Below are 24,776 nucleotides of genomic sequence, written 5' to 3' on the forward strand. Positions count from 1 at the left end.
AGGAGCGGGGGGCTCAGACAGCAGTAAGCGTGGGCCGCAGGTCGGGGGCGAACAAGGCGAAACCCGACGCCGGCAAGGCGGTCGGGTTTCGGTACGCAGACGCTCCCCGCCGGCGCGGGTTTCGGTCAGGCGTCGAGCAGGGCGAGGACGTCCAGAGCGATCTGGCGCTCCTCGTTGGTCGGTACCACCATCACGCGCGGGCTGCCCGCGCTCTGGATTTCGCCGGCCACGCCGCGGGTGCAGCGGGCGTTGGCTTCGCCGTCGAGCTTGAAGCCGAACAGCTTCAGGTGGTCCAGGGTGCGCTCGCGCACGGCGGCGGAGTTCTCGCCGATGCCGCCGGTGAACACCAGGCCGTCAAGTTGCTCGAGGGCGCAGGCCATGCCGGCCAGCGACTTGGCCAGGCGGTAGCAGAACACCTCGAAGGCCAGCACGGCGCCCGGATGGCCGGCCAGGCGGGCTTCGGACAGGGTGCGCATGTCGTTGGACAGGCCGGACAGGCCCTTCAGGCCGCTTTCCTTGTTGAGCATGGCGTCGATCTTGGCCAGATCCCAGCCCAGGCTGTTGTGCAGGAAGTTGTGCAGGCTGGGGTCGACGTCGCCGCTGCGGGTGCCCATCACCAGACCTTCCAGCGGAGTCAGGCCCATGCTGGTGTCGCGGCTTTCGCCGTTGACCACGGCGCAGGTGGAGCAGCCGTTGCCCAGGTGGGCGACCAGCCAGCTGCTGTTCTCGACCGGCACGCCGGCCATCTCGGCCGCGCGCTTGCTGACATAGCGGTGGCTGGTGCCGTGGAAGCCGTAGCGGCGCACGCCGTGTTCCTTGTACAGGAAGTCCGGCACGGCGTAGCGGTAGGCGCGATCCGGCATGCTCTGGTGGAAGGCGGTGTCGAAGACGCCGACCTGCGGCAGGGTCGGGAACAGGGACATCGCGGCGTGGATGCCGCTCAGGTTGGCCGGGTTGTGCAGCGGGGCGAGCTGGATGTTGGCCTCGATGCCAGCCAGGGTTTCTTCGTTGAGCAGGGAGGAAGCGAAGAAGTTCTCGCCGCCATGCACCACGCGGTGGCCGATGCCGTCCAGGTGGCCGCCGGCGGCGTCCTCGACGCGCGGCAGGATCTGGGCGAGGGCCGCCTGGTGGTCGGCATCCGCAACGTGCACGCTTTCCTTGCCGGAGGCGGTCTCGAAGTGGATGACGGCTTCCGGGCTGCCGAGGCGCTCGGCCAGGCCTTGCAGGGGGAAGCTGCTCTGCGCTTCGTTCACCAGGGCGAACTTGATGGACGAGCTACCGCAGTTGATCACCAGAATGTTGCGGGCGGACATTGGGGCTCCTGAAATCTTGTCGTCGAGAATGACCACCTCGCACGATGGCCACCTCAAATGAATTTTTGTGGTCGTGGCGCCCGGCGTTCTTGTGGAACATGGACTAATCAGGGATGGACCTATCCTGACACGCGGGATGGAGGGGACGCCGTTCTTCTTTAGTCGAATCAAGGCCCTCGATAGTGCAGGGTCTTGTGGCGCGCCGGGAGCCGCCGCGTGGCGACTGCGCCGGCTTTCCGGTAAGCTGTGCGGCCCTTCGAGAGCCCTGTTCATGCGTGTTGCAGACTTCCAATTCGAGCTTCCCGATCAGCTGATCGCCCGCCATCCCCTGGCCGCGCGGCGTGCCAGTCGCCTGCTGGTGCTGGACGGTCCGACGGGCGCACTGAGCCATCGCCAGTTCCCCGACCTGCTGGAATACCTGCGCCCCGGCGACCTGATGGTGTTCAACAACACCCGGGTGATCCCGGCGCGGCTGTTCGGCCACAAGGCCTCCGGCGGCAAGCTGGAGATCCTCGTCGAGCGGGTGCTCGACGAGCGGCGCGTGCTGGCCCATGTGCGCGCCAGCAAGTCGCCCAAGCCGGGTACGCAGATCCTCATCGACGGCGGCGGTACGGCCGAGATGCTGGCGCGCCACGACGCGCTGTTCGAGCTGCGCTTCAGCGAACCGGTGCTGGCGTTGCTTGAGCGCGTCGGCCACATGCCGCTGCCGCCGTACATCGACCGCCCCGACGAGGCCGCCGACCGCGAGCGCTACCAGACCGTCTACTCCGACCGCGACAAGGCCGGCGCGGTGGCGGCGCCCACCGCCGGGTTGCACTTCGACGACGCGCTGCTGGCGGCGATTCGCGCCAAGGGCGTGGACACCGCCTTCGTCACCCTGCACGTCGGTGCCGGCACCTTCCAGCCGGTGCGCGTCGAGCGTCTCGAAGACCACCACATGCACAGCGAGTGGCTGGAGGTCGGCCAGGACGTGGTCGATGCGGTGGCGGCCTGCAAGGCGGCGGGCGGCCGGGTGATCGCGGTCGGCACCACCAGCGTGCGCTCGCTGGAGAGCGCAGCGCGCGATGGCGTGCTCAAGGCCTTTTCCGGCGACACCGACATTTTTCTCTATCCGGGGCGGCCGTTCCACGTGGTCGATGCCCTGGTCACCAACTTCCACCTGTCCGAGTCCACCCTGCTGATGCTGGTCGCCGCCTTTGCCGGCTATCCGGAGACGATGGCGGCCTACCGCGTCGCGGTGGCCGAGAGCTATCGCTTCTTCAGCTACGGCGACGCCATGTTCATCACCCGCAATCCCGCCCCGCGCGGCCCCGAGGAAACCCCATGAGTCACATGTCCTTCGAGCTGCTGGCCACCGACGGCAAGGCCCGTCGCGGCCGCCTGACCTTCCCCCGCGGTGTGGTCGAGACCCCGGCGTTCATGCCGGTGGGCACCTACGGCACGGTCAAGGGCATGCTGCCGCGCGACATCGAGGCCATCGGTGCGCAGATCATCCTCGGCAACACCTTCCACCTGTGGCTGCGCCCGGGTACCGAGGTGATCAAGAAGCACGGCGACCTGCACGACTTCATGCAGTGGCAGGGGCCGATCCTCACCGACTCCGGCGGCTTCCAGGTGTTCAGCCTCGGCGCCATGCGCAAGATCAAGGAGGAGGGCGTGTACTTCGCCTCGCCGGTGGACGGCGCCAAGGTGTTCATGGGCCCCGAGGAGTCGATGCAGGTGCAGCGCGACCTCGGCTCGGACATCGTGATGATCTTCGACGAGTGCACCCCGTATCCGGCCGACTTCGACACCGCCAGGCGTTCGATGGAGCTGTCGCAGCGCTGGGCCAAACGCTCGAAGATCGCCCATGAAGGCAATCCCTCGGCGCTGTTCGGCATCGTCCAGGGCGGCATGCACGAGGAGCTGCGCCTGCGTTCGCTGGAAGGCCTGCTGGAGATCGGCTTCGATGGTTTGGCCATCGGCGGCCTGTCGGTGGGCGAGCCCAAGGAGGACATGATCCGCATCCTCGACTTCCTGCCGCCGCACCTGCCGGCGGACAAGCCGCGCTACCTGATGGGCGTCGGCAAGCCGGAGGACCTGGTCGAGGGCGTGCGCCGCGGCATCGACATGTTCGACTGCGTGATGCCGACGCGCAATGCGCGCAACGGCCACCTGTTCACCGACAGCGGGGTGATCAAGATCCGCAACGCGGTGCACAAGCAGGACGATTCGCCGCTCGATCCGGCCTGCGACTGCTACACCTGTCGCAATTTCTCGCGCGCCTATCTGCACCATCTGGACAAGTGCGGCGAAATGCTGGGCAGCATGCTCAATACCATTCACAACTTGCGACATTATCAGCGCCTGATGGCCGGTTTACGCGATGCCATCGGGCAGGGTACATTGCCCGCCTTTGTCGCCGACTTCTACGCACGGCGCGGTCTGCCGGTGCCGCCGCTGGACTGAGTCCGGTCTTCTTCCAGGATCTTGTAACAGGAGTAGTACATGAGTTTTCTGATTCCCGCCGCCCACGCCGCTGGCCCGGCTGCCGCTCCGGGTAACGACATCATGAGCATTCTGATGCTCGTCGGCTTCGTGGTCGTGTTCTATCTGATGATCTGGCGTCCGCAGGCCAAGCGCGCCAAGGAGCACAAGAACCTGCTCGGCAGCCTGCAGAAGGGCGACGAAGTGGTGACCTCCGGCGGCATCGCCGGCAAGGTGGTCAAGGTGACCGACGATTTCGTGGTGATCGAGGCGTCCGACACCGTCGAGCTGAAGATCCAGAAGATGGCCATCGCCGCCGTGCTGCCCAAGGGCACGCTGAAAGCGATCTGAGTTCCCATACTTCTCTACCGTCAGGGCGCGCAATGCGCCCTGATTTCTGAACGGGCTGCATCATGCTCAACAAATATCCCCTGTGGAAATATCTGCTGATCCTCGTGGTACTCGGGATCGGCTTCATCTATTCCGCGCCCAACCTCTATCCCGACGATCCGGCCATCCAGCTCAGCGGTGCCAGTACCGCGCTGAAGGTCGAGCAGGCCGATGTCGAGCGCGTCAGTCAGGCGCTCAAGGATGCCGGCATCGCGGTCAAGGGAGCGAGCCTCGGCGAGAAGAGCGCGCTGCTGCGCCTGACCCGTCAGGAAGATCAGCTGCCGGCCAAGGACGTGGTACGCCGCGCCCTCGGCGACGACTACGTGGTGGCGCTGAACCTGGCGCCGACCACGCCCGACTGGCTGCGCAGCCTGGGCGCCAGCCCGATGAAACTGGGTCTGGACCTCTCCGGGGGGGTGCACTTCCTCCTCGAAGTGGACATGGACAAGGCCGTCGGTGCGCGCATGAAGGTCTACGAGGGCGAAGTGAAGAGTCTGCTGCGCAAGGAGCGCCTGCGTTATCGCTCGCTGCCGCAGCAGGACGGCGCCATCCAGCTCGGCTTCAGCGACGCCGAGTCGCTGGACAAGGTTGCGGGCCTGATCCGCAAGGACTTCCCCGATTTCGCCCAGGAGCGCAGCGAGCGTAACGGCCTGCAGGTGCTGCGTCTGGCGCTGACCCCGGCCAAGCTGGCGGAAATCCGCGAGTACTCGATCAAGCAGAACCTGACCACCGTGCGGAACCGGGTCAACGAGCTGGGCGTCGCCGAGCCGCTGGTGCAGCGCCAGGGTGCCAACCGCATCGTGGTCGAGCTGCCGGGCGTGCAGGACACCGCCGAAGCCAAACGCATCCTCGGCAAGACCGCCAACCTCGAGTTCCGCCTGGCCGCCGAGGCGGATGCCTCGCGCGCCACCACCGAATCCTTCGAGTTCCGCGAGGAAGGCCGTCCGCCGGTGGCGCTGGAGCGTGGGGTGATCATCACCGGCGACCAGGTGACCGACGCCCAGGCCAGCTTCGACGAGAACGCCCGGCCGCAGGTCAACATCCGTCTCGACGGCCACGGCGGCGAGCTGATGAACCGCGCTACCCGCAACAACGTCGGCCGCAGCATGGCGGTGGTGTTCATCGAGCAGAAGCCGGTAACCCGCTACACCAAGCAGATGGTCGACGGCGTGGAGAAGGAAGTCGCGGTTTCCGCCTTCAAGGAAGAGAAGCGCGTGATCAGCCTGGCGACCATCCAGTCGCCGCTGGGCAACAGCTTCCGCATCACTGGCCTCGACGGTCCGGGCGAGTCTTCCGAACTGGCCCTGCTGCTGCGCGCCGGCGGTCTGGCGGCGCCGATGTATTTCGCCGAGGAGCGCACCATCGGTCCGAGCCTGGGTGCCGAGAACATCGACCTGGGCATCCAGGCTTCGCTGTGGGGCTTCCTGTTCGTCGGCCTGTTCATTCTGGCGATCTACAAGTTCTTCGGCATCCTGGCGATCATCGCGTTGGGCCTCAACATGGTGTTGCTGGTGGCGGTGATGTCGCTGCTCGGCGCCACCCTGACCCTGCCGGGCATCGCCGGCATCGTGCTGACCATGGGCATGGCGGTGGACGCCAACGTGCTGATCTTCTCGCGGATCCGTGAGGAAATCGCCAACGGCATGGCCATCCAGCGCGCCATCCACGAAGGTTTCGACCGTGCCTTCTCGGCGATCCTCGACGGCAACCTGACCACCCTGCTGGTCGGCGCCATCCTGTTCGCCATGGGCACCGGCCCGATCAAGGGCTTCGCCGTGACCATGTCGTTGGGTATCGCCACCTCCATGTTCACCGCGATCTACGTGACCCGCGGCATGGTCAACCTGATTTATGGCGGCCGCAACGTCAAAAAGTTGTGGATCTGAGGACTGCGCACAATGAAACGCGTGATCAACTTCATGGGTATCCGGCACGTCGCCTTCGCGCTGACGCTGCTGCTGACCCTTGCCTCGCTCGCAAGCCTGGCGATCAAGGGGCTGAACTTCGGCCTCGACTTTACCGGCGGCACACTGATCGAGCTGTCCTACGAGCAGCCGGCGCAGCTCGACAAGGTACGTGCCCGGTTGGAGCAGGCCGGCTATCCGGAGGCGGTGGTGCAGAGCTTCGGCGCCAGCACCGACGTGCTGGTGCGCCTGCAGGGCGAGGATCCGCAGCTGGGCAACCAGCTGGCGGAAGGCCTGCGCAAGGTCGGCGCCGACACCCCGTTCACCCTCAAGCGCGTCGAGTTCGTCGGCCCGCAGGTGGGTGAGGAGCTGCGCGACCAGGGCGGTCTGGGCATGCTGCTGGCGCTCGGCGGCATCATGGTGTACGTGGCCTTCCGCTTCCAGTGGAAGTTCGGTGTGGGGGCGATCGTCTCGCTGATCCACGACGTGATCGTCACCCTCGGCGTGTTCAGCTTCTTCGAGATCCCCTTCGATCTGACCGTGCTGGCGGCGGTGCTGGCGATCATCGGCTACTCGCTGAACGACACCATCGTGGTGTTCGACCGCATCCGCGAGAACTTCCGCCTGCTGCGCAAGACCGAGCTGATCGACAACATCAACATCTCCACCACCCAGACGCTGCTGCGCACCATGGCCACCTCGCTGTCCACGCTGCTGGCCATCTGGGCGCTGATGCTGTTCGCTGGCGAAAGCCTGTGGGGCTTCTCGCTGGCGCTGTTCATCGGTGTCGGTGCGGGTACCTATTCGTCGGTGTACATCGCCAGCATTCTGCTGATCTGGCTGAAGCTGGACCGTGAGGACCTGATCCCGCCGGTGGTCGAGGATGCGGCGGACGAGCGGCCGTAAGGTTGCTTGCCTGAACGAACAAAGCGCCTGCGGGCGCTTTTTTCATGCCTGGCTGTTGGTCAGGCATAAAAAAACCCGGCATCGCTGCCGGGTTTCTTGTGCTGCAGTCAGCCGATCAGCGCTTGAGCGCCGGCGGCAGGTGCGGCTGGATGGCGGTCAGCACGGCCTTGAAGCACTTGGTGTTGCCGGCGACGATGTGGCCCTTCTCGAGGAATTCGTGACCGCCGCCGAAGTCGCTGGCCAGGCCGCCGGCTTCCTGGACCAGCAGGGCGCCCGCCGCCATGTCCCACTCGGACAGGCCGAACTCCCAGAAGGCGTCGAAGCGGCCGGCGGCGACGTAGGCCAGATCCAGGCTGGCGGCGCCGGCGCGGCGGATGCCGGCGGTCTGGCCGACCAGGCTGCGGAACATGCCCAGGTAGCTGTCCAGATGGTCGAGCTGGCTGTCGCGGAACGGGAAGCCGGTGCCGAGCAGGGCGCCTTCCAGGCTCTTGCGGTTGCTGACGCGGATACGCTTGCCGTTGACCGCAGCGCCGCGGCCGCGGCTGGCGGTGAACTCTTCCTGGCGGACCGGATCGAGGACCACGGCGTGCTCGAGGCGACCGCGGTACTTGCAGGCGATGCTGACGGCGAAGTGCGGCAGGCCGTGGATGAAGTTGGTAGTGCCGTCCAGCGGGTCGATGATCCACAGGTAGTCGGCGCCGTCGCCGCTGCCTTCGCTCAGGCCGCTTTCCTCGGCGAGGATGCCGTGGTTGGGGTAGGCCTTGCGCAGGACGTTGATGATGGTCTGTTCGGCGGCGCGGTCCACCTCGGTGACGTAGTCCTTGGCGTCCTTCTCGTTGACCGAGATTGCATCCAGGCGTTCGATCGAGCGGAAGATCAGTTCACCGGCGCTGCGGGCCGCGCGCAGCGCGATATTCAGCATGGGCTGCATGGAGGAGTCACCTGGGCTGTTAAAGAAAGCCGGCAATTCTAACAGAAAAGTCCACGCCATGAAGGCGTGCGTGACGTCGGCGCCGACGCTTGGGTAAGATTCGACTCTTTTCCTCAGGCGGGAGAGCACACGTGCTCGACAGGATTCGCGTGGTGCTGGTCAATACCAGTCACCCGGGCAATATCGGTGGCGCGGCGCGGGCCATGAAGAACATGGGGCTGTCGCGTCTGGTGCTGGTCCAGCCGGAAGAGTTTCCCAGCGGCGAAGCCAATGCGCGCGCCTCCGGCGCCACCGACATTCTCGAAGCCGCGCAGGTGGTCGAGACCCTCGAAGAGGCGCTGGTCGGTTGCAGCCTGGTGCTCGGCACCAGTGCCCGCGACCGGCGCATCCCCTGGCCGTTGCTCGATCCGCGCGAGTGCGCCCAACACAGCCTCGAACATGTCGAGCTGGGCGGCGAGGTGGCGCTGGTGTTCGGCCGCGAATACGCCGGGCTGACCAACGAGGAGCTGCAGCGCTGCCAGTTCCACGTGCACATTCCCTCCGATCCCGAGTTCAGCTCGCTGAACCTGGCCACCGCGGTGCAGGTGCTGAGCTACGAGGTGCGCATGGCCTGGCTGGCGCAGCAGGGGCGGCCGACCAAGATGGCCAAGCTGGAAACCACCGCCATGCTCGATTCGGTGCCGGTCACCAGCGACGATCTCGAGCTGTACTACGGCCATCTCGAGCAGACCCTGATCGACATCGGGTTCCTCGATCCGGAGAAGCCGCGCCACCTGATGAGTCGTCTGCGCCGCCTGTACGGGCGTAGCGGCATCAGCAAGCTGGAAATGAACATCCTGCGCGGTATCCTCACCGAAACCCAGAAGGCGGCTCGCGGCGAGTCGCACAAGCGGAGAGACGATTGATGTTCGAGCGCATGCGGGAAGATATCCAGAGCGTGTTCCATCGCGATCCGGCAGCGCGCAATACCCTCGAGGTGCTGATCTGCTACCCGGGCCTGCACGCCGTATGGCTGCACCGCCTTGCCCACTGGCTGTGGGGTGCCGACTGGAAGCTGCTGGCGCGCGTGGTGTCGCATGCCAGTCGCTGGCTGACCGGCATCGAGATCCATCCGGGGGCGAGGATTGGCCGGCGCTTCTTCATCGACCATGGCATGGGGATCGTCATCGGCGAGACCGCCGAGATCGGCAACGACGTCACCCTCTATCACGGCGTGACCCTGGGCGGCACCAGCTGGAACAAGGGCAAGCGTCACCCGACCCTGGAGGATGGCGTGATCGTCGGCGCCGGGGCGAAGATCCTCGGTCCGTTCACCGTCGGTGCCGGGGCCAAGATCGGCTCCAATGCGGTGGTCACCCGGGCGGTGCCGGCCGGTGCCACGGCGGTGGGTATCCCGGGGCGGATCATCGCCAAGCCCGACGATGAGCAGGAGGCGCGACGCAAGGCGATGGCTGAGAAGATCGGCTTCGACGCCTATGGCGTCAGCGAGGACATGCCCGACCCGGTGGCGCGCGCCATCGGCCAGCTGCTCGACCACCTGCAGGCGGTCGATGGCCGCCTCGAGGGCATGTGCAAGGCGCTGACCGCGCTGGGCAGCGACTACTGCGGCAAGGACCTGCCGGTGCTGCGCGACGAGGACTTCGCCGACGTCAAGCCGGAAGGCGGGGTCGAAGCGCCGCGTGCGGGCGAGTGAAGTGTGCCGGGCAGGGGGATCTGCTAAGATCGCCCGCCAGGCCAGGGTCAGGCTATTCCGAGTGAAATGGTCGGACTTATAGTTGACCATCACGCTCGGAAATAGCATACTGCCGGCACTTCCCGAATCACCTGGTGCAAGCCCATGCGACTGACCACCAAAGGCCGTTACGCCGTGACCGCCATGCTCGATCTGGCGCTGCATGCGCAGAATGGGCCGGTGTCCCTCGCCGACATTTCCGAGCGGCAGGGAATCTCCCTGTCCTATCTCGAGCAGCTGTTCGCCAAGCTCCGTCGCGGCAGCCTGGTGACCAGCGTGCGCGGTCCGGGCGGGGGCTACCAGCTGTCGCGCGACATGGCCGGGATCGACGTGGCGCAGGTCATCGATGCGGTCAACGAATCGGTCGATGCCACCCGCTGTCAGGGGCTTGGCGGCTGCCATGAAGGCGACGTCTGCCTGACCCACCATCTGTGGTGCGGCCTCAGTGACCGGATTCACGAGTTCCTCAGCGGTATCAGTCTGGCCGATCTGGTCCGGCGCCAGGACGTGCAGGACGTGGCGCTGCGCCAGGACCTGCGCCGCCACAACGGCCAGAGCGTATCGCCCAGCCCGCTCGAAAAGATTCAAGCGTCCGCCATCGATTGATGCAGCGTGGCGCAGTCTGACAGGAGAGACCTGATGAAATTGCCGATCTACCTGGATTATTCCGCGACTACGCCGGCCGACCCGCGCGTGGCGCAGAAGCTGTGCGAGTGCCTGACCATGGACGGCAACTTCGGCAATCCGGCTTCGCGCTCGCACCTGTTCGGCTGGAAGGCCGAGGAGGCGGTGGAGAACGCCCGCCGCCAGGTAGCCGAGCTGGTCAACGCCGACCCGCGCGAGATCGTCTGGACCTCCGGTGCCACCGAGTCCAACAACCTGGCGATCAAGGGTGCGGCGCACTTCTATAGCGGCAAGGGCAAGCACCTGATCACCTCGAAGATCGAGCACAAGGCGGTGCTGGACACCACCCGCCAGCTCGAGCGCGAAGGCTTCGAGGTCACCTACCTCGAGCCCGGTGAAGACGGCATCATCACCCCGGCGATGGTCGAGGCGGCGCTGCGCGACGACACCATCCTGGTCTCGGTCATGCACGTGAACAACGAAGTCGGCACCATCAACGATATCGCCGCCATCGGCGAAGTGACCCGCGCCCGCGGCATCCTGTTCCATGTCGACGCGGCGCAGTCCACCGGCAAGGTGGTGATCGACCTCGAGGCGATGAAGGTCGACCTGATGTCCTTCTCCGCGCACAAGACCTATGGCCCCAAGGGCATCGGCGCCCTCTACGTGCAGCGCAAGCCGCGCGTGCGCATCGAGGCGCAGATGCATGGCGGCGGTCACGAGCGCGGCATGCGCTCCGGTACGCTGGCCACCCACCAGATCGTCGGCATGGGTGAGGCGTTCCGCATCGCCAAGGAAGAGATGGCGGCCGACAATGTGCGCATCAAGGCGCTGGCCGATCGCTTCCAGGCGGGCCTGGAAGGCATGGAAGAGGTGTACCTCAACGGCAGCGCCACCGCGCGCGTGCCGCACAACCTCAACCTCAGTTTCAACTACGTCGAGGGCGAGTCGCTGATCATGGCGCTCAAGGACCTCGCCGTCTCCTCCGGCTCGGCCTGCACCTCGGCCTCCCTGGAGCCGTCCTACGTGCTGCGCGCCCTGGGTCGCAACGATGAGCTGGCGCACAGTTCGATCCGCTTCACCTTCGGTCGCTTCACCACCGAGGAGGAGGTCGACTACGCCGCCGCCAAGGTGCGCGAGGCCGTAACCAAACTGCGTGAACTGTCGCCGCTGTGGGACATGTTCAAAGAAGGCGTCGACCTGTCCAAGGTCGAGTGGCAGGCGCACTGACGCCCTACCGATTCAGCGAGGAATACCGTCATGGCATACAGTGACAAGGTCATCGACCACTACGAAAACCCGCGCAACGTCGGCAAGATGGATGCCGAGGATCCGGACGTCGGCACCGGCATGGTCGGCGCGCCGGCCTGCGGCGACGTGATGCGCCTGCAGATCAAGGTCAATGAGGCCGGCGTGATCGAAGACGCCAAGTTCAAGACCTACGGCTGCGGTTCGGCAATCGCCTCCAGCTCCCTCGCCACCGAGTGGATGAAGGGCAAGACCCTGGACGAGGCCGAGACCATCAAGAACACCCAGCTGGCCGAGGAACTGGCGCTGCCGCCGGTGAAGATCCACTGCTCGGTGCTCGCCGAGGACGCCATCAAGGCGGCCGTGCGCGACTACAAGCAGAAGAAAGGTTTGCTCTGAGTATCTGAGGAGTCGGCAATGGCCATCAGCATGACCGAAGCTGCCGCGCAGCACGTACGGCGTTCGCTGGAAGGGCGGGGCAAGGGCGAGGGGATCCGACTGGGCGTACGCACCACCGGCTGCTCCGGTCTGGCTTACGTGCTGGAGTTCGTCGACGAACTGGCGCCCGAGGATCTGGTGTTCGAGAGCTTCGGGGTCAAGGTGATCATCGATCCGAAGAGCCTGACCTATCTGGACGGCACCGAACTGGACTTCACCCGCGAGGGGCTGAACGAAGGCTTCAAGTTCAACAACCCCAACGTGCGTGGCGAGTGCGGCTGCGGCGAAAGCTTCAACGTCTGAGGACTGCCGTGAGCACCTGCCATTTCGCCCTGTTCGACCTGCAGCCGGCCTTCGATCTCGATCTCGAGCAGCTCGCCGCGCGCTACCGCGAGCTGGCCCGCGAGACCCATCCGGACCGCTTCGCCGATGCGCCGGCGCGTGAACAGCGCCAGGCGCTGGAGCGTGCCGCGCAGCTCAACGACGCCTACCGGACGCTGAAGAGCCCGAGCCGGAGGGCGCTGTACCTGCTCGGCCTGCGTGGCGAAAGTCTGCCGCTGGAAGCCACGGTGCAGGATCCCGAGTTCCTCTTGCAGCAGATGGAGCTGCGCGAGGAGCTGGAAGAATTGCAGGACAGCGCCGACCTGGCCGGCGTTGCGGCGTTCAAGCGGCGCCTGAAGGCGGCGCAGGGCGAACTGGAGCAGGGCTTTGCCGGCTGCTGGGACCGGTCTGCGGAACGCGAGCAGGCCGAGCGCCTGATGCGCCGCATGCAGTTCCTCGACAAGCTGGCCCTTGAGGTGCGCGAACTGGAAGAGCGCCTCGACGATTAACCTGCGCTGCCTCCTCCTTCCCGCGAGGCGGCGCCCTGGACCGCGAAGATCATGGCCCTACTGCAGATTGCCGAACCGGGGCAGAGCCCCCAGCCACACCAGCGTCGTCTGGCGGTGGGGATCGACCTCGGCACCACCAATTCCCTGGTCGCTGCCGTGCGCAGCGGTCGCACCGGGCCGCTGCCGGATGCGCAGGGGCGGGTCATCCTGCCTTCCGCAGTGCGTTACTTGGCCGACGGTATCGAAGTCGGCCATTCCGCCGTGGCCGCCGCGGCCAGCGATCCGCTGAACAGCATCATCTCGGTCAAGCGCCTGATGGGGCGCGGCCTGGCCGACGTCAAGCAGCTCGGTCAGCAGCTGCCCTACCGCTTCGCTGCCGGCGACTCGCAGATGCCGTTCATCGAGACCGTGCAGGGGGCGAAGAGCCCGGTGGAAGTTTCCGCCGACATCCTGCGGACCCTGCGCGAGCGCGCCGAAGCCACCCTGGGTGGCGAGCTGGTCGGTGCGGTGATCACCGTGCCGGCCTACTTCGACGACGCCCAGCGCCAGGCCACCAAGGACGCCGCGCGCCTGGCCGGCCTCAACGTGCTGCGCCTGCTCAACGAGCCGACCGCCGCGGCGGTGGCCTACGGTCTGGACAAGGGCGCCGAGGGCGTGATCGCCATCTACGACCTGGGCGGCGGCACCTTCGACATTTCCATCCTGCGCCTGTCGCGCGGGGTGTTCGAGGTGATGGCCACCGGCGGCGACAGCGCGCTGGGCGGCGACGACTTCGACCATGCCGTCGCCGGCTGGATCATCGAGCAGGCCGGCATGTCTGCCGACCTCGATCCGGGCGCGCAGCGCCAGCTGCTGCAGACCGCCTGCGCCGCCAAGGAAGCGCTGACCGATGCCGAACACGTGACCATCAGCCACGCTGACTGGTCCGGCGAGCTTTCCCGTGCCCAGTTCGATGCGCTGATCGAGCCACTGCTGGCGCGCAGCCTGAAAGCCTGCCGCCGCGCCGTACGTGACGCCGGCATAGAGCTGGACGAGGTCGAGGCGGTGGTCATGGTCGGCGGTTCGACTCGCGTGCCGCGCGTGCGCGCGGCGGTCGGCGAGCTGTTCGGTCGTACTCCGCTGACCGACATCGATCCGGACGAGGTGGTGGCCATCGGCGCCGCCATCCAGGCCGACACCCTGGCCGGCAACAAGCAGGGCGAGGAGCTGCTGCTGCTCGACGTGATTCCGCTGTCGCTCGGTCTCGAAACCATGGGCGGCCTGATGGAGAAGGTCATTGCGCGCAACACCACCATCCCGGTAGCGCGCGGCCAGGAGTTCACCACCTACAAAGACGGCCAGACGGCCATGATGATCCACGTGCTGCAGGGCGAGCGCGAGCTGGTCAGCGACTGCCGTTCGCTGGCGCGCTTCGAACTGCGTGGCATTCCGCCGATGGTCGCCGGTGCGGCGAAGATCCGCGTGACCTTCCAGGTCGACGCCGACGGCCTGCTCAGCGTCGCCGCCCGCGAGCTGGGCTCGGGCGTCGAGGCGAGCATCCAGGTCAAGCCGTCCTACGGCCTGAGCGACGAGGAGATCGCGCGCATGCTGCAGGACTCCTTCGCCCATGCCGGCGACGACAAGTATGCCCGCGCCCTGCGCGAGCAGCAGGTCGAGGCCCAGCGCCTGCTCGAGGCCGTGCAGGCCGCGCTGGCGGTCGACGGCGAGCGCCTGCTGGATGCCGACGAGCGCGTGGTCATCGATCACGAGATGCAGGTGCTGCGCGAGCAGGCTGCCGGCAGCGACACTGCGGCGATCGAGCAGCAGGTCCGTCGCCTCAGCCAGGTCACCGACGCCTTCGCCGCGCGGCGCATGGACGCCAGCGTCAAGGCCGCCCTGGCCGGTCGCCAGCTCAACGAAATCGAGGAATAAGCCATGCCGCAGATTGTCTTTCTGCCCAATGAGGAACATTGCCCGGAGGGCGCGGTCGTCGAGGCCAAGGCCGGCGAAACCATCATCGAGGCTGCGCTGCGCAACGGCATCGAGATCGAGCATGCCTGCGAGATGTCCTGCGCCTGCACCACCTGCCACGTGATCGTGCGCGAGGGCTTCAACTCCCTCGAGGCGTCCGACGAACTGGAGGACGACATGCTCGACAAGGCCTGGGGTCTGGAGCCGGAGTCGCGGCTGTCCTGCCAGGCCCGGGTTGCCGACCAGGATCTGGTGGTGGAGATTCCGCGCTACACCATCAACCAGGTGTCGGAAAAACACTGATAGCCATCGGCCGAGGAGGCTGCACTCATGAGTCTGCACTGGACCGACGTGTTGGAAATCGCCATTCAGCTGGCCGAGCGCCATCCGGAAGTGGATCCGCGCTACGTCAACTTCGTCGATCTGCACAACTGGGTGGTGAGCCTGCCGGAGTTTGCCGACGATCAGCAGCGCGGCGGCGAGAAGGTGCTGGAAGCCATCCAGCTGGCCTGGATGGAAGAGGCTGACTGAGCGTCGAGCGCCCCCTCGGGTAGGGTGGAAGACTCGCGCAGCGATTTTCCACCAGGGCTCCTGCGCAGACGGTAGAAAAGACCTGCGGTCGTTTTCCACCCTACGGCTTTCAGGCGGCCTGACCGCCCGGCGCGCCGGTACGCATTTCACCCGAACCCGCGTATAATCCGCGGGTTTAATTTATCGGAATTCCTGCGCGCTGCCCTCGCTGGTCGAAGGCGGCGTGCAGGAGTTTCACTTCCCACACTGCCTCCCGGAGTTATTCCATGGCCCTGCAACGCACCTTCTCCATCATCAAGCCCGACGCCGTTGCCAAGAACGTGATCGGCGAAATCACCACCCGTTTCGAGAAGGCCGGCCTGCGCGTCGTCGCTTCCAAGATGGTTCAGCTGTCCGAGCGCGAAGCGGCCGGCTTCTACGCCGAGCACAGCGAGCGCGGCTTCTTCAAGGATCTGGTTGCCTTCATGACCTCCGGTCCGGTGATCGTTCAGGTCCTGGAAGGTGAAGACGCCATCGCCAAGAACCGCGAACTGATGGGCGCCACCAACCCGAAGGACGCTGCTGCCGGCACCATCCGCGCCGATTTCGCCGTCTCCATCGACGAGAACGCCGTACACGGTTCCGACTCGGAAGCTGCCGCTGCCCGTGAAATCGCCTACTTCTTCGCCGCCACCGAAGTGTGCGCGCGCATCCGCTGATTAACGGATGAGCGAGGGTGAATCCATGACTGCAAACACCGGCAAGGTGAACCTGCTGGGGCTGACCCAGCTGCAACTGGAACAGTTCTTCGAGTCGATCGGCGAGAAGCGCTTCCGTGCCGGCCAGGTGATGAAATGGATTCACCACTTTGGCGTGGATGACTTCGACGCCATGAGCAATATCGGCAAGGCCTTGCGCGAAAAGCTCAAGGCCTGCGCCGAGATTCGCGGTCCCGAGATCGTCAGCCAGGACATTTCCAGCGACGGCACCCGCAAGTGGGTGGTGCGCGTGAATTCCGGCAGCTGCGTCGAGACCGTGTACATCCCGCAGGGCAGTCGCGGCACCCTGTGCGTGTCCTCGCAGGCCGGCTGTGCGCTGGACTGCAGCTTCTGCTCCACCGGCAAGCAGGGCTTCAACAGCGACCTGACCGCCGCCGAGATCATCGGCCAGGTGTGGATCGCCAACAAATCCTTCGGCACCGTCCCGGCCAAGATCGACCGCGCCATCACCAACGTGGTGATGATGGGCATGGGCGAGCCGCTGCTGAATTTCGACAACGTGGTCGCCGCCATGAGCCTTATGATGGACGACCTCGGCTACGGCATCTCCAAGCGCAAGGTGACCCTGTCCACCTCCGGCGTGGCGCCGATGATCGACGAGCTGGCCAAGGTGATCGACGTGTCCCTGGCGCTGTCGCTGCATGCGCCCAACGACGAGCTGCGCAACCAGCTGGTGCCGATCAACAAGAAGTATCCGCTGGCCGTGGTGCTGGACGCCTGCAAGCGTTACATCTCCGGCCTCGGCGAGAAGCGTGTGCTCACCGTCGAGTACACCCTGCTCAAGGATGTCAACGATCAGCCTGAGCACGCTGCGCAGATGATCGCACTCCTCAAGGATTTTCCTTGCAAGATCAATCTGATTCCGTTTAATCCGTTCCCCCACTCCGGTTACGAACGGCCAAGCAACAATGCCATTCGCCGCTTCCAGGACCTGCTGCATCAGGCCGGGCACAATGTCACCACGCGCACCACGCGCGGCGAGGACATCGATGCCGCTTGCGGCCAGCTGGTCGGCCAGGTGATGGACCGCACGCGGCGCAGCGAGCGCTACATTGCCGTGCGCCAGCTGGCAAGCGAAGGCGAAGGCGAGCAGCCCCGTTCGGCCGTGCCTGGAAACTGACGAGGGAGTCTGTACATGTTGTTGCGAACCACCATGGTCCTGCTATTGGGCGGTCTGCTCGGTGGCTGTGTGTCAACCGGGTACCAGGATCCGATGAAGACCAGCGCGGGGCGCGATGAGGCCCGTGACGCCTACATCCAGCTGGGCATCGGCTATCTGCAGAAGGGCAGCACCGAGCAGGCCAAGGTGCCGCTGAAGAAGGCCCTGGAACTGGACGGCTCGAATGCCGAGGCCCATGCGGCGCTGGCCCTGGTGTTCCAGACCGAGAAGGAGCCGCAGCTGGCTGACGAGCACTACCGCAAGGCGCTGTCGGCGCGCAGCGACGCGCGCATCCTCAACAACTACGGTGGTTTCCTGTTCGAGCAGCAGCGCTATCCGGAAGCCTACGCGCGCTTCCAGCAAGCCGCCGAAGACAACCTGTATCCCGAGCGTTCGCGGGTCTACGAGAACCTCGGCCTGACTGCCCTCAAGCTGCAGCAGCGCCCGCAGGCGCTGGAGCATTTCGACAAGTCGCTGCGCCTCAACCGCAACCAGCCGCGGGTGCTGCTGGAGATGGCCCAGATGTCTTGGGAGGACCGTCAGTATGTGCCGGCGCGTGGCTACTATGAGCGCTTCCTGAGCGCCGGCAGGGGCGGGCAGAGCGCCCGCAGCCTGCTGCTCGGCATCCGTCTGGCCAAGGTCTTTGAGGACCGCGACAAGGCTTCCAACTACGGCATGCAGCTCAAGCGCCTGTATCCGGGCACGCCTGAATATCAGCAATACCTTGCGGAGCAAAAATGACCATGTCGTCGCATACCGAAGCAGGCGCAGCGCCGCAGCGGGGCAACCCGGGTGAAGTCCTGCGTCTGGCTCGGGAGAACAAGGGGTGGCAGGTGGCCGAGGTGGCTACCCAGCTCAACCTGACCGCACAGTTCCTGACGCAACTGGAAGCCGGCGAGTTCGACCGCCTGCCCGGGCATACCTTTGCCCGCGGTTACATCCGCGCCTATGCCAAGCTGCTGGGCCTGGAGCAGGCTGCCCTGGTCGAGCAGTTCGACCGCTACACCGGCACCGATGCCACCGGCAGTACCGTGCACAGCCTCGGTCACGTCCCCGAGCCGCTGCGCCTGTCGCGCACTGTGCTGCGGCTGGCCAGTGCGGTGCTGTTGCTGCTGTTGCTGCTACTCGGTTACTTCTGGTGGCAGGAGCGCCCCGAGCGCCTCGCCGACCTCGGTGCCCTGGGGTTGCAGCACATCGAAGTGGAAAGTGCCGATGGCACCACCGAGATCCATCCGCTGGACGAGCCTGAAGACCAGGCCGTCGCCAAGGCCCTCGAAGAGGGCGAGCCGGCGCCGGTCGAGCTGACTCCGGCAACGACCGGCGAAGCGCCGAACGCCACCCCGAGCAGTGCAGCGGCGCCCGCCGTCGGCGATGCCGAGACTGCTGCAGCGCAGGCCAACGCTCCGGCCGTGCTGCCGCCGGTGGCCCCGCTGGCAACCCCGGTCCCGGCGCCGGCTGTCGCTGCGCCGGTAGCCGCCGAGACCCCGTCCGCCGCACCGGCTGCGCCGGTCGCGGTCGCCGCCGGCGAAGGCCTGGTGCAGATCAACTTCAGCGCCGACTGCTGGGTCCAGGTCGCCGATGGCAACGGCCGGGTGCTGGTCAGCGTGGTCAAGCACGCTGGCGAGACCCTGCAGGTCGCCGGCAAGGCACCGCTCGAGCTGCGCCTGGGCAATGCCCGGGTCGCCCAGGTGCGCTACAACGGCGAGCCGGTCGAGCACCGCAAGAACATGACCGCCAGCGGCACCGCCCGCGTCAATCTGGGCCAGTAACATGCATTGCGAATCTCCGATCAAGCGCCGCAAGTCGCGGCAGATCTACGTTGGCTCGGTGGCGGTGGGTGGCGATGCGCCGATTTCGGTGCAGAGCATGACCAACACCGACACCTGCGACGTCGCCGCCACCGTGGCGCAGATCCGTCGCCTGGAAGACGCCGGCGCCGACATCGTGCGCGTCTCGGTGCCGGATATGGACGCCGCAGAAGCCTTCGGTCGCATCAAGCAGCAGGTCCGTGTGCCGCTGGTCGCCGACATCCACTTCGACTACCGGATCGCCCTGCGCGTCGCCGAACTGGGCGTCGACTGCCTGCGCATCAACCCGGGCAACATCGGCCGCGAGGACCGCGTGCGCGCGGTGGTGGATGCCGCCCGCGACAAGGGCATCCCGATCCGCATCGGCGTCAACGCCGGTTCGCTGGAAAAGGACCTGCAGAAGAAGTACGGCGAGCCGACTCCCGAGGCCCTGGTGGAGTCTGCCCTGCGTCATGTCGAGCATCTCGATCGGCTGGACTTCCAGAACTTCAAGGTCAGCGTCAAGGCCAGCGACGTGTTCATGGCCGTCGCCGCCTACCGCCTGCTGGCCGCGCAGATCGAGCAGCCGCTGCACCTGGGCATCACCGAGGCCGGCGGCCTGCGTTCGGGTACCGTCAAGTCGGCGGTGGGCCTCGGCATGCTGCTGGCTGAAGGCATCGGCGACACCATCCGCGTGTCGCTGGCCGCCGATCCGGTCGAGGAGATCAAGGTCGGCTTCGACATCCTCAAGTCGCTGCGCCTGCGCTCGCGGGGCATCAACTTCATTGCCTGCCCGAGCTGCTCGCGGCAGAACTTCGACGTGGTCAAGACTATGAACGAGCTGGAAACCCGGCTCGACGACCTGCTGGTGCCGCTCGACGTGGCGGTGATCGGCTGCGTGGTCAACGGCCCGGGCGAAGCCAAGGAGGCCCACGTCGGCCTCACCGGCGGCACGCCGAATCTGATCTACATCGACGGCAAGCCGGCCCACAAGTTGGACAACGACCATCTGGTGGACGAGCTGGAAAAGCTGATCCGCCAGAAGGCGGCGGAGAAGGCTGCGGCCGACGCCAGCCTGATCGCCCGCAGTTAAGGAATTCGCGTGAGCAAGAACATCCAGGCCATCCGTGGCATGAACGACATCCTGCCGGAGCAGACCCCGCTCTGGCGCTACCTTGAGAACAGCGTGGCGGGCCTGCTGGACGGTTACGGCTACCGGCAGATCCGCATGCCGATCGTCGAGTCCACCGACCTGTTCAAGCGCTCCATCGGCGAGGTCACCGACATCGTCGAGAAGGAGATGTACACCTTCGACGACCGCAACGGCGACTCGCTGACCCTGCGCCCGGAAGGCACCGCCTCCTGCGTGCGCGCGGTGCAGGAGCACGGCCTGATCGGCGGCGGCCAGCCGCAGAAGCTGTGGTATATCGGCCCGATGTTCCGCCACGAGCGCCCGCAGAAGGGCCGCTATCGCCAGTTCCACCAGATCGGCGTGGAGCTGTTCAACTTCGACGGCCCGGATGTCGACGCCGAGCTGATCGTGCTGACCTGGCGCCTGTGGGGCCTGCTCGGCATCCGCAACGCGGTGCAGCTGGAGCTCAACAGCCTGGGTAGCAGCGAGGACCGCGCGCGCTACCGCGAGGCGCTGGTCGAATACCTGTCGGCGCGCTTCGAGCAGCTCGACGAGGACAGCCAGCGTCGCCTGGCCAGCAACCCGCTGCGCATCCTCGACAGCAAGAACTCGGATACCCAGGCCCTGCTGGTCGACGCGCCCAAGCTGGCCGACTACCTGGGCGAGGAGTCGCGCGTGCACTTCGCCGGCCTCAAGGCCCGCCTGGATGCCGCCGGCATCCCCTACGTGCTCAACCCCAAGCTGGTGCGCGGCCTCGACTACTACGGCAAGACCGTGTTCGAGTGGACCACCGACCAGCTCGGCTCGCAGGGCACCGTGTGCGCCGGTGGCCGCTACGACGGCCTGGTCGAGCAGCTGGGCGGCAAGCCGACCCCGGCGGTCGGTTTCGCCATGGGCATCGAGCGTCTGGTGCTGCTGATCGAGACCCTGGAGCAGGTGCCGGCCGAGCTGGCCCGTCAGGTCGACGTCTATGTCGCCGCCTTCGGCGAAGCGGCCGAACTGGCCGCGCTGACCCTCTCCGAGCAGCTGCGCGATGCGTTGCCGGGCCTGCGCCTGGCGGTTAACGCCGGGGCCGGCAGCTTCAAGAGCCAGCTGAAGAAGGCCGACAAGAGCGGCGCGCTGTTCGCCCTGATCCTTGGCGAGGACGAACTGGCGCAACAGGTGGTCGCGCTCAAGCCCCTGCGTGGCGAAGGCCAGCAGCAAACCATTGCCTGGGATGCGCTGGCAGCGCATCTCGCGGCTTGCCTGGCGCAAGCCTGAACCGGACCAATTAAGGGAGTGACCAGGTGACCTCGCGTACCGAAGAAGAAGAACTGGCGGTAATCAAGGACTGGTGGCAGAGCAACGGCAAGCCCCTGCTCACCGGCAGCGTGCTGGCGCTGGTCGGCGTATTCGGCTGGCAGGCCTGGCAGCGGCACGAGACCAACCAGACCTACGCCGCCTCGAGCGTGTACCAGCAGCTGGTGGACGTCGCTCTCAACACCGCCGGCCAGCCGGATGCCGGCAAGGTCAGCGAGCTGGCCGGCAAGCTGAACAAGGACTTCGCCGGCAGCCACTATGCCCAGTACGCCAGCCTGCTGCTGGCGCGGGTGGCGGTGGACAGCGGTCGCCTCGACGAGGCCGCCGCCGAACTGCGCAAGGTCATGGACAAGCCGGTCGACGCGACCATGGGCGAAGTGGCCCGCCAGCGTCTGGCCCGCGTGCTGGCCGCGCAGGACAAGGCCGAGGAGGCCCTGGCCCTGCTGGCCGGCGACGCCGCTCCGGCGTTCGTCGCTGGTCGCGAGGAGTTGCGTGGCGATCTGCTGGTCAAGCTCGGCCGCAGCAGCGAGGCGCGCAGCGCCTACGAGAAGGCGCGTGCGGCCCTGCCGCAGGAAGCGGGTCTCGGTACGCTGCAGATCAAACTGGACGATTTGGCTGAGGGGGAGACCCGATGATGCGCTGGACTCATGCAGTAATGCTGGCGGCCGCGGTACTCGCCGTCGGTTGCAGCAGCAGTGGCAAGAAGGAACTGCCGCCGGCCGAACTGACCAAGTTCAGCGAAGAAGTCCACCTGGACAAGCAGTGGAGCCGCTCCATCGGCGAAGGACAGGGTGAAACCTGGAACCAGCTGGAGCTGGCCTCGGACGGCGACAGCCTGTTCGCCGCCGACATCGAAGGCCTGGTCGTGGCGATGAACCGCGAGACCGGCAAGGTGCTGTGGGAACAGGAGCTGGACAAGCCGGTCTCCGGTGGCGTCGGTGCTGGTTACGGCCTGGTGCTGGTCGGCACCCTCAAGGGCCAGGTGATCGCCCTCGACAGCGCCACCGGCGAGGTCAAGTGGCAGGCGCCGGTTGGCAGCGAGGTGCTCTCCGCTCCGGCTAACAACGGCGACGTGGTGGTGGTGCAGACCCAGGACGACCATGTTTTCGGTCTGGATGCCGCCACTGGCGAGCGCCGCTGGAGCTACGAAAGCACCCCGGCGGTGCTCACCCTGCGTGGCACCAGCGCGCCGGTGGTGACCAACCGCCTGGCGGTGGCCGGTCTGTCCAGCGGCAAGGTGGTCGCCCTCGACATCCAGCGCGGCATCCCGGTGTGGGAGCAGCGCGTGGCCATGGCCAAGGGCCGTTCCGAACTGGAGCGCATGGTCGACATCGACGGCGGCCTGCTGCTGTCCGGCGGCACCCTGTACGTGGTGACCTACCAGGGGCAACTGGCGGCACTGGATCTGCAAAGCGGCCGCCCGTTGTGGCAGCGCGATGCCTCCAGCTACGTCGGTGTGGCCGCCGGCTTCGGCAACGTCTACGTCAGCGAGGCCAGCGGCACCGTCGAAGGCATCGACGAGCGCTCGACCTCGGCGCTGTGGAGCAACGACGCCCTGGCGCGTCGCCAGCTGTCGAGCCCGGTGGCGTTCTCCAGCAACGTCGCGGTCGGCGACCTGGAGGGCTACCTGCATCTGCTGAGCCAGGTGGACGGTCGCTTCGTCGGCCGCGAGCGCGTCGACAGCGACGGCCTGCGCGCCCGCCCGCTGGTGGTCGGCGACTGGCTGTACGCTTACGGCAACAGTGGCAAGCTGGTGGCCTACACCCTGCGCTGATTGCCCGCCGCGCCCTGCGGGGCGCGGGACATACCCATTAGCGGCCGCTGCACCTACACTGCAGCGGCCGTTGTGTTTTTCCGAATTACCGTGGAGAGCCGCATGGTTCCCGTAATTGCTCTGGTAGGACGGCCGAACGTCGGCAAGTCCACCCTGTTCAACCGCTTGACCAAGAGCCGCGACGCCATCGTCGCCGACTACTCCGGCCTGACCCGCGACCGCAAGTACGGCGAGGCGAAGTGGCAGGGGCGCACCTACATCGTCATCGACACCGGGGGCATCTCCGGTGACGAGGAAGGCATCGACGCCAAGATGGCCGAGCAGTCGCTGCAGGCCATCGAGGAAGCCGATGCCGTGCTGTTCATGGTCGACTCGCGCGCCGGCATGACCGCCGCCGACCAGATGATCGCCGAGCACCTGCGCAAGAAGAACAAGCGCACCTTCCTGGCGGCCAACAAGGTCGACACCGTCGACCCGGACATCGCCCGCGCCGAATTCAGCCCGCTGGCCATCGGCGACGCCTGGCCGATCGCCGCCGCCCACGGTCGCGGCATCACCGCGCTGCTGCAGGCCGCGCTGGGCGAGTTCCCCAAGGACGAAGTCGCGGAAGAGGAGTTCCCCGAGGGTGAAGGCGAGGAGGGCGCCGCCGCGCCGCAGAAGCGCATCCCCGGCCCTGACGAGCGTACCGGCATCAAGATCGCCATCATTGGTCGTCCCAACGTCGGCAAGTCGACGCTGGTCAACCGCATGCTCGGCGAAGAGCGGGTCATCGTCTACGATCAGGCCGGCACCACCCGCGACAGCATCTACATCCCCTTCGAGCGCGACGATGCCAAGTACACCCTGATCGACACCGCCGGCGTGCGCCGCCGCGGCAAGATCTTCGAGGCGGTGGAAAAGTTCTCGGTGGTCAAGACCCTGCAGGCGATCCAGGACGCCAACGTGGTGGTATTCGTCATGGACGCCCGCGAAGGGGTGGTCGACCACGACCTCAACCTGCTCGGCTTCGTGCTGGAGACCGGCCGCGCGCTGGTGATCGCGCTGAACAAGTGGGACGGCATGGACAGCCACGAGCGCGACCGGGTGAAGACCGAGCTGGAGCGCCGCCTGCAGTTCGTCGACTTTGCCGACATCCACTTCATCTCCGCCCTGCACGGCACCGGCGTCGGCAACCTGTACAAGTCGGTGCAGGAGTCGTTCCGTTCCGCGGTGACCCGCTGGCCGACCAGTTACCTGACCCAGGTCCTCGAGGATGCGGTCAGCGTGCACCAGCCGCCGCTGGTCAACGGTCGGCGCATCAAGCTGCGCTACGCCCACCTGGGCGGCGCCAACCCGCCGTTGATCGTGATCCACGGCAACCAGGTGGACGCGGTGCCGCGCGCCTACTCGCGCTACCTGGAGAACACCTACCGCCGCGTGCTCAAGCTGGTCGGTACGCCGATCCGCATCGAGTTCAAGGGCGGCGAGAACCCCTACGAGGGCAAGAAGAACGAGCTCAGCACCCGCCAGGTGAACAAGAAGCGCCGCCTGATGAGCCACCACAAGAAGGCCGAGAAGAAGAAGAAGGACAAGCGCCGCTAAGGCCTTGCCCAGTTGCGCAAAAC

Annotated in this window: 26 protein-coding genes; 24 read left to right on the plus strand and 2 right to left on the minus strand. The window is 66.4% G+C overall.

Annotated elements, in window-relative coordinates:
* Positions 1-125 precede the first annotated feature (125 nt).
* Entirely contained in the window at positions 126-1,313 is a 1,188-nt protein-coding gene (locus tag KRX52_RS13710; RefSeq protein WP_217682278.1) for an acetate kinase, read from the minus strand.
* 271 nt (positions 1,314-1,584) lie between these two features.
* On the opposite strand from KRX52_RS13710, the gene queA reads away from it, so the two are divergent.
* The 5 genes from queA to secF all read left to right on the plus strand — a co-directional run bounded on the left by queA (position 1,585) and on the right by secF (position 6,979).
* Positions 1,585-2,640, plus strand: a complete 1,056-nt coding sequence (queA, locus tag KRX52_RS13715) for a tRNA preQ1(34) S-adenosylmethionine ribosyltransferase-isomerase QueA (protein ID WP_217682279.1) — start codon at positions 1,585-1,587, stop codon at positions 2,638-2,640.
* A gap of 5 nt (positions 2,641-2,645) precedes the next feature.
* Positions 2,646-3,761 carry a tRNA guanosine(34) transglycosylase Tgt gene (tgt, locus tag KRX52_RS13720; protein WP_217682431.1) on the plus strand — a complete coding sequence of 372 codons (1,116 nt, stop codon included), beginning with the start codon at positions 2,646-2,648 and terminating at the stop codon, positions 3,759-3,761.
* Between the two features lie 39 nt (positions 3,762-3,800).
* Complete coding sequence (gene yajC / locus KRX52_RS13725) at positions 3,801-4,130, plus strand: preprotein translocase subunit YajC (protein ID WP_217682280.1); 330 nt, start codon at positions 3,801-3,803, stop codon at positions 4,128-4,130.
* Positions 4,131-4,192: 62 nt separating this feature from the next.
* Positions 4,193-6,055, plus strand: a complete 1,863-nt coding sequence (secD, locus tag KRX52_RS13730; protein ID WP_217682281.1) for a protein translocase subunit SecD — start codon at positions 4,193-4,195, stop codon at positions 6,053-6,055.
* Between the two features lie 12 nt (positions 6,056-6,067).
* Positions 6,068-6,979 carry a protein translocase subunit SecF gene (gene secF, locus KRX52_RS13735; RefSeq protein ID WP_217682282.1) on the plus strand — a complete coding sequence of 304 codons (912 nt, stop codon included), beginning with the start codon at positions 6,068-6,070 and terminating at the stop codon, positions 6,977-6,979.
* Positions 6,980-7,094: 115 nt separating this feature from the next.
* Here secF and suhB read toward each other — a convergent pair whose 3' ends face one another.
* On the minus strand, positions 7,095-7,910 hold the full coding sequence (suhB, locus tag KRX52_RS13740) for a type III secretion system regulator SuhB (RefSeq protein WP_217682283.1): 816 nt from the start codon (positions 7,908-7,910) through the stop codon (positions 7,095-7,097).
* 131 nt (positions 7,911-8,041) lie between these two features.
* Between suhB and trmJ the strand changes: the two genes are divergently transcribed.
* The 19 genes from trmJ (at position 8,042) to der (ending at position 24,753) form a co-directional block, all read left to right on the plus strand.
* Positions 8,042-8,815 (plus strand): tRNA (cytosine(32)/uridine(32)-2'-O)-methyltransferase TrmJ, encoded by a 774-nt coding sequence (gene trmJ / locus KRX52_RS13745; protein ID WP_217682284.1) that lies wholly within the window; start codon positions 8,042-8,044, stop codon positions 8,813-8,815.
* A complete protein-coding gene (gene cysE, locus KRX52_RS13750) occupies positions 8,815-9,603 on the plus strand; it encodes a serine O-acetyltransferase (RefSeq protein ID WP_217682285.1) in 789 nt (262 codons plus the stop codon). The genes trmJ and cysE overlap by 1 nt, the downstream gene beginning before the upstream one ends.
* Positions 9,604-9,747: 144 nt before the next feature.
* A complete protein-coding gene (gene iscR, locus KRX52_RS13755) occupies positions 9,748-10,248 on the plus strand; it encodes a Fe-S cluster assembly transcriptional regulator IscR (RefSeq protein WP_217682286.1) in 501 nt (166 codons plus the stop codon).
* Positions 10,249-10,281: 33 nt separating this feature from the next.
* Complete coding sequence (locus KRX52_RS13760; protein ID WP_217682287.1) at positions 10,282-11,496, plus strand: IscS subfamily cysteine desulfurase; 1,215 nt, start codon at positions 10,282-10,284, stop codon at positions 11,494-11,496.
* Between the two features lie 30 nt (positions 11,497-11,526).
* Positions 11,527-11,913, plus strand: a complete 387-nt coding sequence (gene iscU, locus KRX52_RS13765; protein WP_217682288.1) for a Fe-S cluster assembly scaffold IscU — start codon at positions 11,527-11,529, stop codon at positions 11,911-11,913.
* An 18-nt stretch (positions 11,914-11,931) separates the two neighbouring features.
* Positions 11,932-12,255, plus strand: a complete 324-nt coding sequence (gene iscA / locus KRX52_RS13770; protein WP_090305612.1) for an iron-sulfur cluster assembly protein IscA — start codon at positions 11,932-11,934, stop codon at positions 12,253-12,255.
* Between the two features lie 8 nt (positions 12,256-12,263).
* A complete protein-coding gene (hscB, locus tag KRX52_RS13775; protein ID WP_217682289.1) occupies positions 12,264-12,782 on the plus strand; it encodes a co-chaperone HscB in 519 nt (172 codons plus the stop codon).
* Positions 12,783-12,833: 51 nt separating this feature from the next.
* Positions 12,834-14,693, plus strand: a complete 1,860-nt coding sequence (gene hscA, locus KRX52_RS13780) for a Fe-S protein assembly chaperone HscA (protein WP_217682290.1) — start codon at positions 12,834-12,836, stop codon at positions 14,691-14,693.
* A 3-nt stretch (positions 14,694-14,696) separates the two neighbouring features.
* Positions 14,697-15,035: an ISC system 2Fe-2S type ferredoxin gene (fdx, locus tag KRX52_RS13785; protein ID WP_217682291.1), complete on the plus strand. Its 339-nt coding sequence runs from the start codon at positions 14,697-14,699 to the stop codon at positions 15,033-15,035.
* A gap of 27 nt (positions 15,036-15,062) precedes the next feature.
* Positions 15,063-15,263: a Fe-S cluster assembly protein IscX gene (gene iscX / locus KRX52_RS13790; RefSeq protein ID WP_217682292.1), complete on the plus strand. Its 201-nt coding sequence runs from the start codon at positions 15,063-15,065 to the stop codon at positions 15,261-15,263.
* 266 nt (positions 15,264-15,529) lie between these two features.
* The gene (gene ndk / locus KRX52_RS13795; RefSeq protein WP_217682293.1) at positions 15,530-15,961 is read left to right on the plus strand and encodes a nucleoside-diphosphate kinase; all 432 of its coding nucleotides are present in this window, start codon (positions 15,530-15,532) and stop codon (positions 15,959-15,961) included.
* Between the two features lie 25 nt (positions 15,962-15,986).
* Positions 15,987-17,141: a dual-specificity RNA methyltransferase RlmN gene (gene rlmN / locus KRX52_RS13800; protein WP_217682294.1), complete on the plus strand. Its 1,155-nt coding sequence runs from the start codon at positions 15,987-15,989 to the stop codon at positions 17,139-17,141.
* A 15-nt stretch (positions 17,142-17,156) separates the two neighbouring features.
* Positions 17,157-17,921, plus strand: a complete 765-nt coding sequence (gene pilW, locus KRX52_RS13805; RefSeq protein ID WP_217682295.1) for a type IV pilus biogenesis/stability protein PilW — start codon at positions 17,157-17,159, stop codon at positions 17,919-17,921.
* Positions 17,918-18,949: a RodZ domain-containing protein gene (locus tag KRX52_RS13810; RefSeq protein WP_254797591.1), complete on the plus strand. Its 1,032-nt coding sequence runs from the start codon at positions 17,918-17,920 to the stop codon at positions 18,947-18,949. Before pilW ends, KRX52_RS13810 begins: the two co-directional genes overlap by 4 nt.
* A gap of 1 nt (position 18,950) precedes the next feature.
* Positions 18,951-20,060, plus strand: a complete 1,110-nt coding sequence (ispG, locus tag KRX52_RS13815; RefSeq protein WP_217682296.1) for a flavodoxin-dependent (E)-4-hydroxy-3-methylbut-2-enyl-diphosphate synthase — start codon at positions 18,951-18,953, stop codon at positions 20,058-20,060.
* A 9-nt stretch (positions 20,061-20,069) separates the two neighbouring features.
* Positions 20,070-21,359, plus strand: coding sequence for a histidine--tRNA ligase (hisS, locus tag KRX52_RS13820; RefSeq protein ID WP_217682297.1), 1,290 nt, complete (start codon positions 20,070-20,072; stop codon positions 21,357-21,359).
* 26 nt (positions 21,360-21,385) lie between these two features.
* The gene (locus KRX52_RS13825) at positions 21,386-22,033 is read left to right on the plus strand and encodes a YfgM family protein (protein ID WP_217682298.1); all 648 of its coding nucleotides are present in this window, start codon (positions 21,386-21,388) and stop codon (positions 22,031-22,033) included.
* Positions 22,030-23,172 carry an outer membrane protein assembly factor BamB gene (gene bamB, locus KRX52_RS13830; RefSeq protein ID WP_217682299.1) on the plus strand — a complete coding sequence of 381 codons (1,143 nt, stop codon included), beginning with the start codon at positions 22,030-22,032 and terminating at the stop codon, positions 23,170-23,172. The genes KRX52_RS13825 and bamB overlap by 4 nt, the downstream gene beginning before the upstream one ends.
* 102 nt (positions 23,173-23,274) lie before the next feature.
* Positions 23,275-24,753 (plus strand): ribosome biogenesis GTPase Der, encoded by a 1,479-nt coding sequence (gene der / locus KRX52_RS13835; protein ID WP_217682300.1) that lies wholly within the window; start codon positions 23,275-23,277, stop codon positions 24,751-24,753.
* Positions 24,754-24,776: the final 23 nt, after the last annotated feature.

Source organism: Geopseudomonas aromaticivorans, from assembly GCF_019097855.1.
Taxonomy (GTDB): Bacteria; Pseudomonadota; Gammaproteobacteria; order Pseudomonadales; family Pseudomonadaceae; genus Geopseudomonas; species Geopseudomonas aromaticivorans.

Bases quoted from the DNA above. Each gene is read 5' to 3' on its own strand.
- KRX52_RS13710 (WP_217682278.1), bottom strand. From the start codon at position 1,313: ATGTCCGCCCGCAACATTCTGGTGATCAACTGCGGTAGCTCGTCCATC.
- queA (WP_217682279.1), top strand. From the start codon at position 1,585: ATGCGTGTTGCAGACTTCCAATTCGAGCTTCCCGATCAGCTGATCGCC.
- tgt (WP_217682431.1), top strand. From the start codon at position 2,646: ATGTCCTTCGAGCTGCTGGCCACCGACGGCAAGGCCCGTCGCGGCCGC.
- yajC (WP_217682280.1), top strand. From the start codon at position 3,801: ATGAGTTTTCTGATTCCCGCCGCCCACGCCGCTGGCCCGGCTGCCGCT.
- secD (WP_217682281.1), top strand. From the start codon at position 4,193: ATGCTCAACAAATATCCCCTGTGGAAATATCTGCTGATCCTCGTGGTA.
- secF (WP_217682282.1), top strand. From the start codon at position 6,068: ATGAAACGCGTGATCAACTTCATGGGTATCCGGCACGTCGCCTTCGCG.
- suhB (WP_217682283.1), bottom strand. From the start codon at position 7,910: ATGCAGCCCATGCTGAATATCGCGCTGCGCGCGGCCCGCAGCGCCGGT.
- cysE (WP_217682285.1), top strand. From the start codon at position 8,815: ATGTTCGAGCGCATGCGGGAAGATATCCAGAGCGTGTTCCATCGCGAT.
- iscR (WP_217682286.1), top strand. From the start codon at position 9,748: ATGCGACTGACCACCAAAGGCCGTTACGCCGTGACCGCCATGCTCGAT.
- KRX52_RS13760 (WP_217682287.1), top strand. From the start codon at position 10,282: ATGAAATTGCCGATCTACCTGGATTATTCCGCGACTACGCCGGCCGAC.
- iscU (WP_217682288.1), top strand. From the start codon at position 11,527: ATGGCATACAGTGACAAGGTCATCGACCACTACGAAAACCCGCGCAAC.
- iscA (WP_090305612.1), top strand. From the start codon at position 11,932: ATGGCCATCAGCATGACCGAAGCTGCCGCGCAGCACGTACGGCGTTCG.
- hscA (WP_217682290.1), top strand. From the start codon at position 12,834: ATGGCCCTACTGCAGATTGCCGAACCGGGGCAGAGCCCCCAGCCACAC.
- fdx (WP_217682291.1), top strand. From the start codon at position 14,697: ATGCCGCAGATTGTCTTTCTGCCCAATGAGGAACATTGCCCGGAGGGC.
- iscX (WP_217682292.1), top strand. From the start codon at position 15,063: ATGAGTCTGCACTGGACCGACGTGTTGGAAATCGCCATTCAGCTGGCC.
- ndk (WP_217682293.1), top strand. From the start codon at position 15,530: ATGGCCCTGCAACGCACCTTCTCCATCATCAAGCCCGACGCCGTTGCC.
- rlmN (WP_217682294.1), top strand. From the start codon at position 15,987: ATGACTGCAAACACCGGCAAGGTGAACCTGCTGGGGCTGACCCAGCTG.
- pilW (WP_217682295.1), top strand. From the start codon at position 17,157: ATGTTGTTGCGAACCACCATGGTCCTGCTATTGGGCGGTCTGCTCGGT.
- KRX52_RS13810 (WP_254797591.1), top strand. From the start codon at position 17,918: ATGACCATGTCGTCGCATACCGAAGCAGGCGCAGCGCCGCAGCGGGGC.
- ispG (WP_217682296.1), top strand. From the start codon at position 18,951: ATGCATTGCGAATCTCCGATCAAGCGCCGCAAGTCGCGGCAGATCTAC.
- bamB (WP_217682299.1), top strand. From the start codon at position 22,030: ATGATGCGCTGGACTCATGCAGTAATGCTGGCGGCCGCGGTACTCGCC.
- der (WP_217682300.1), top strand. From the start codon at position 23,275: ATGGTTCCCGTAATTGCTCTGGTAGGACGGCCGAACGTCGGCAAGTCC.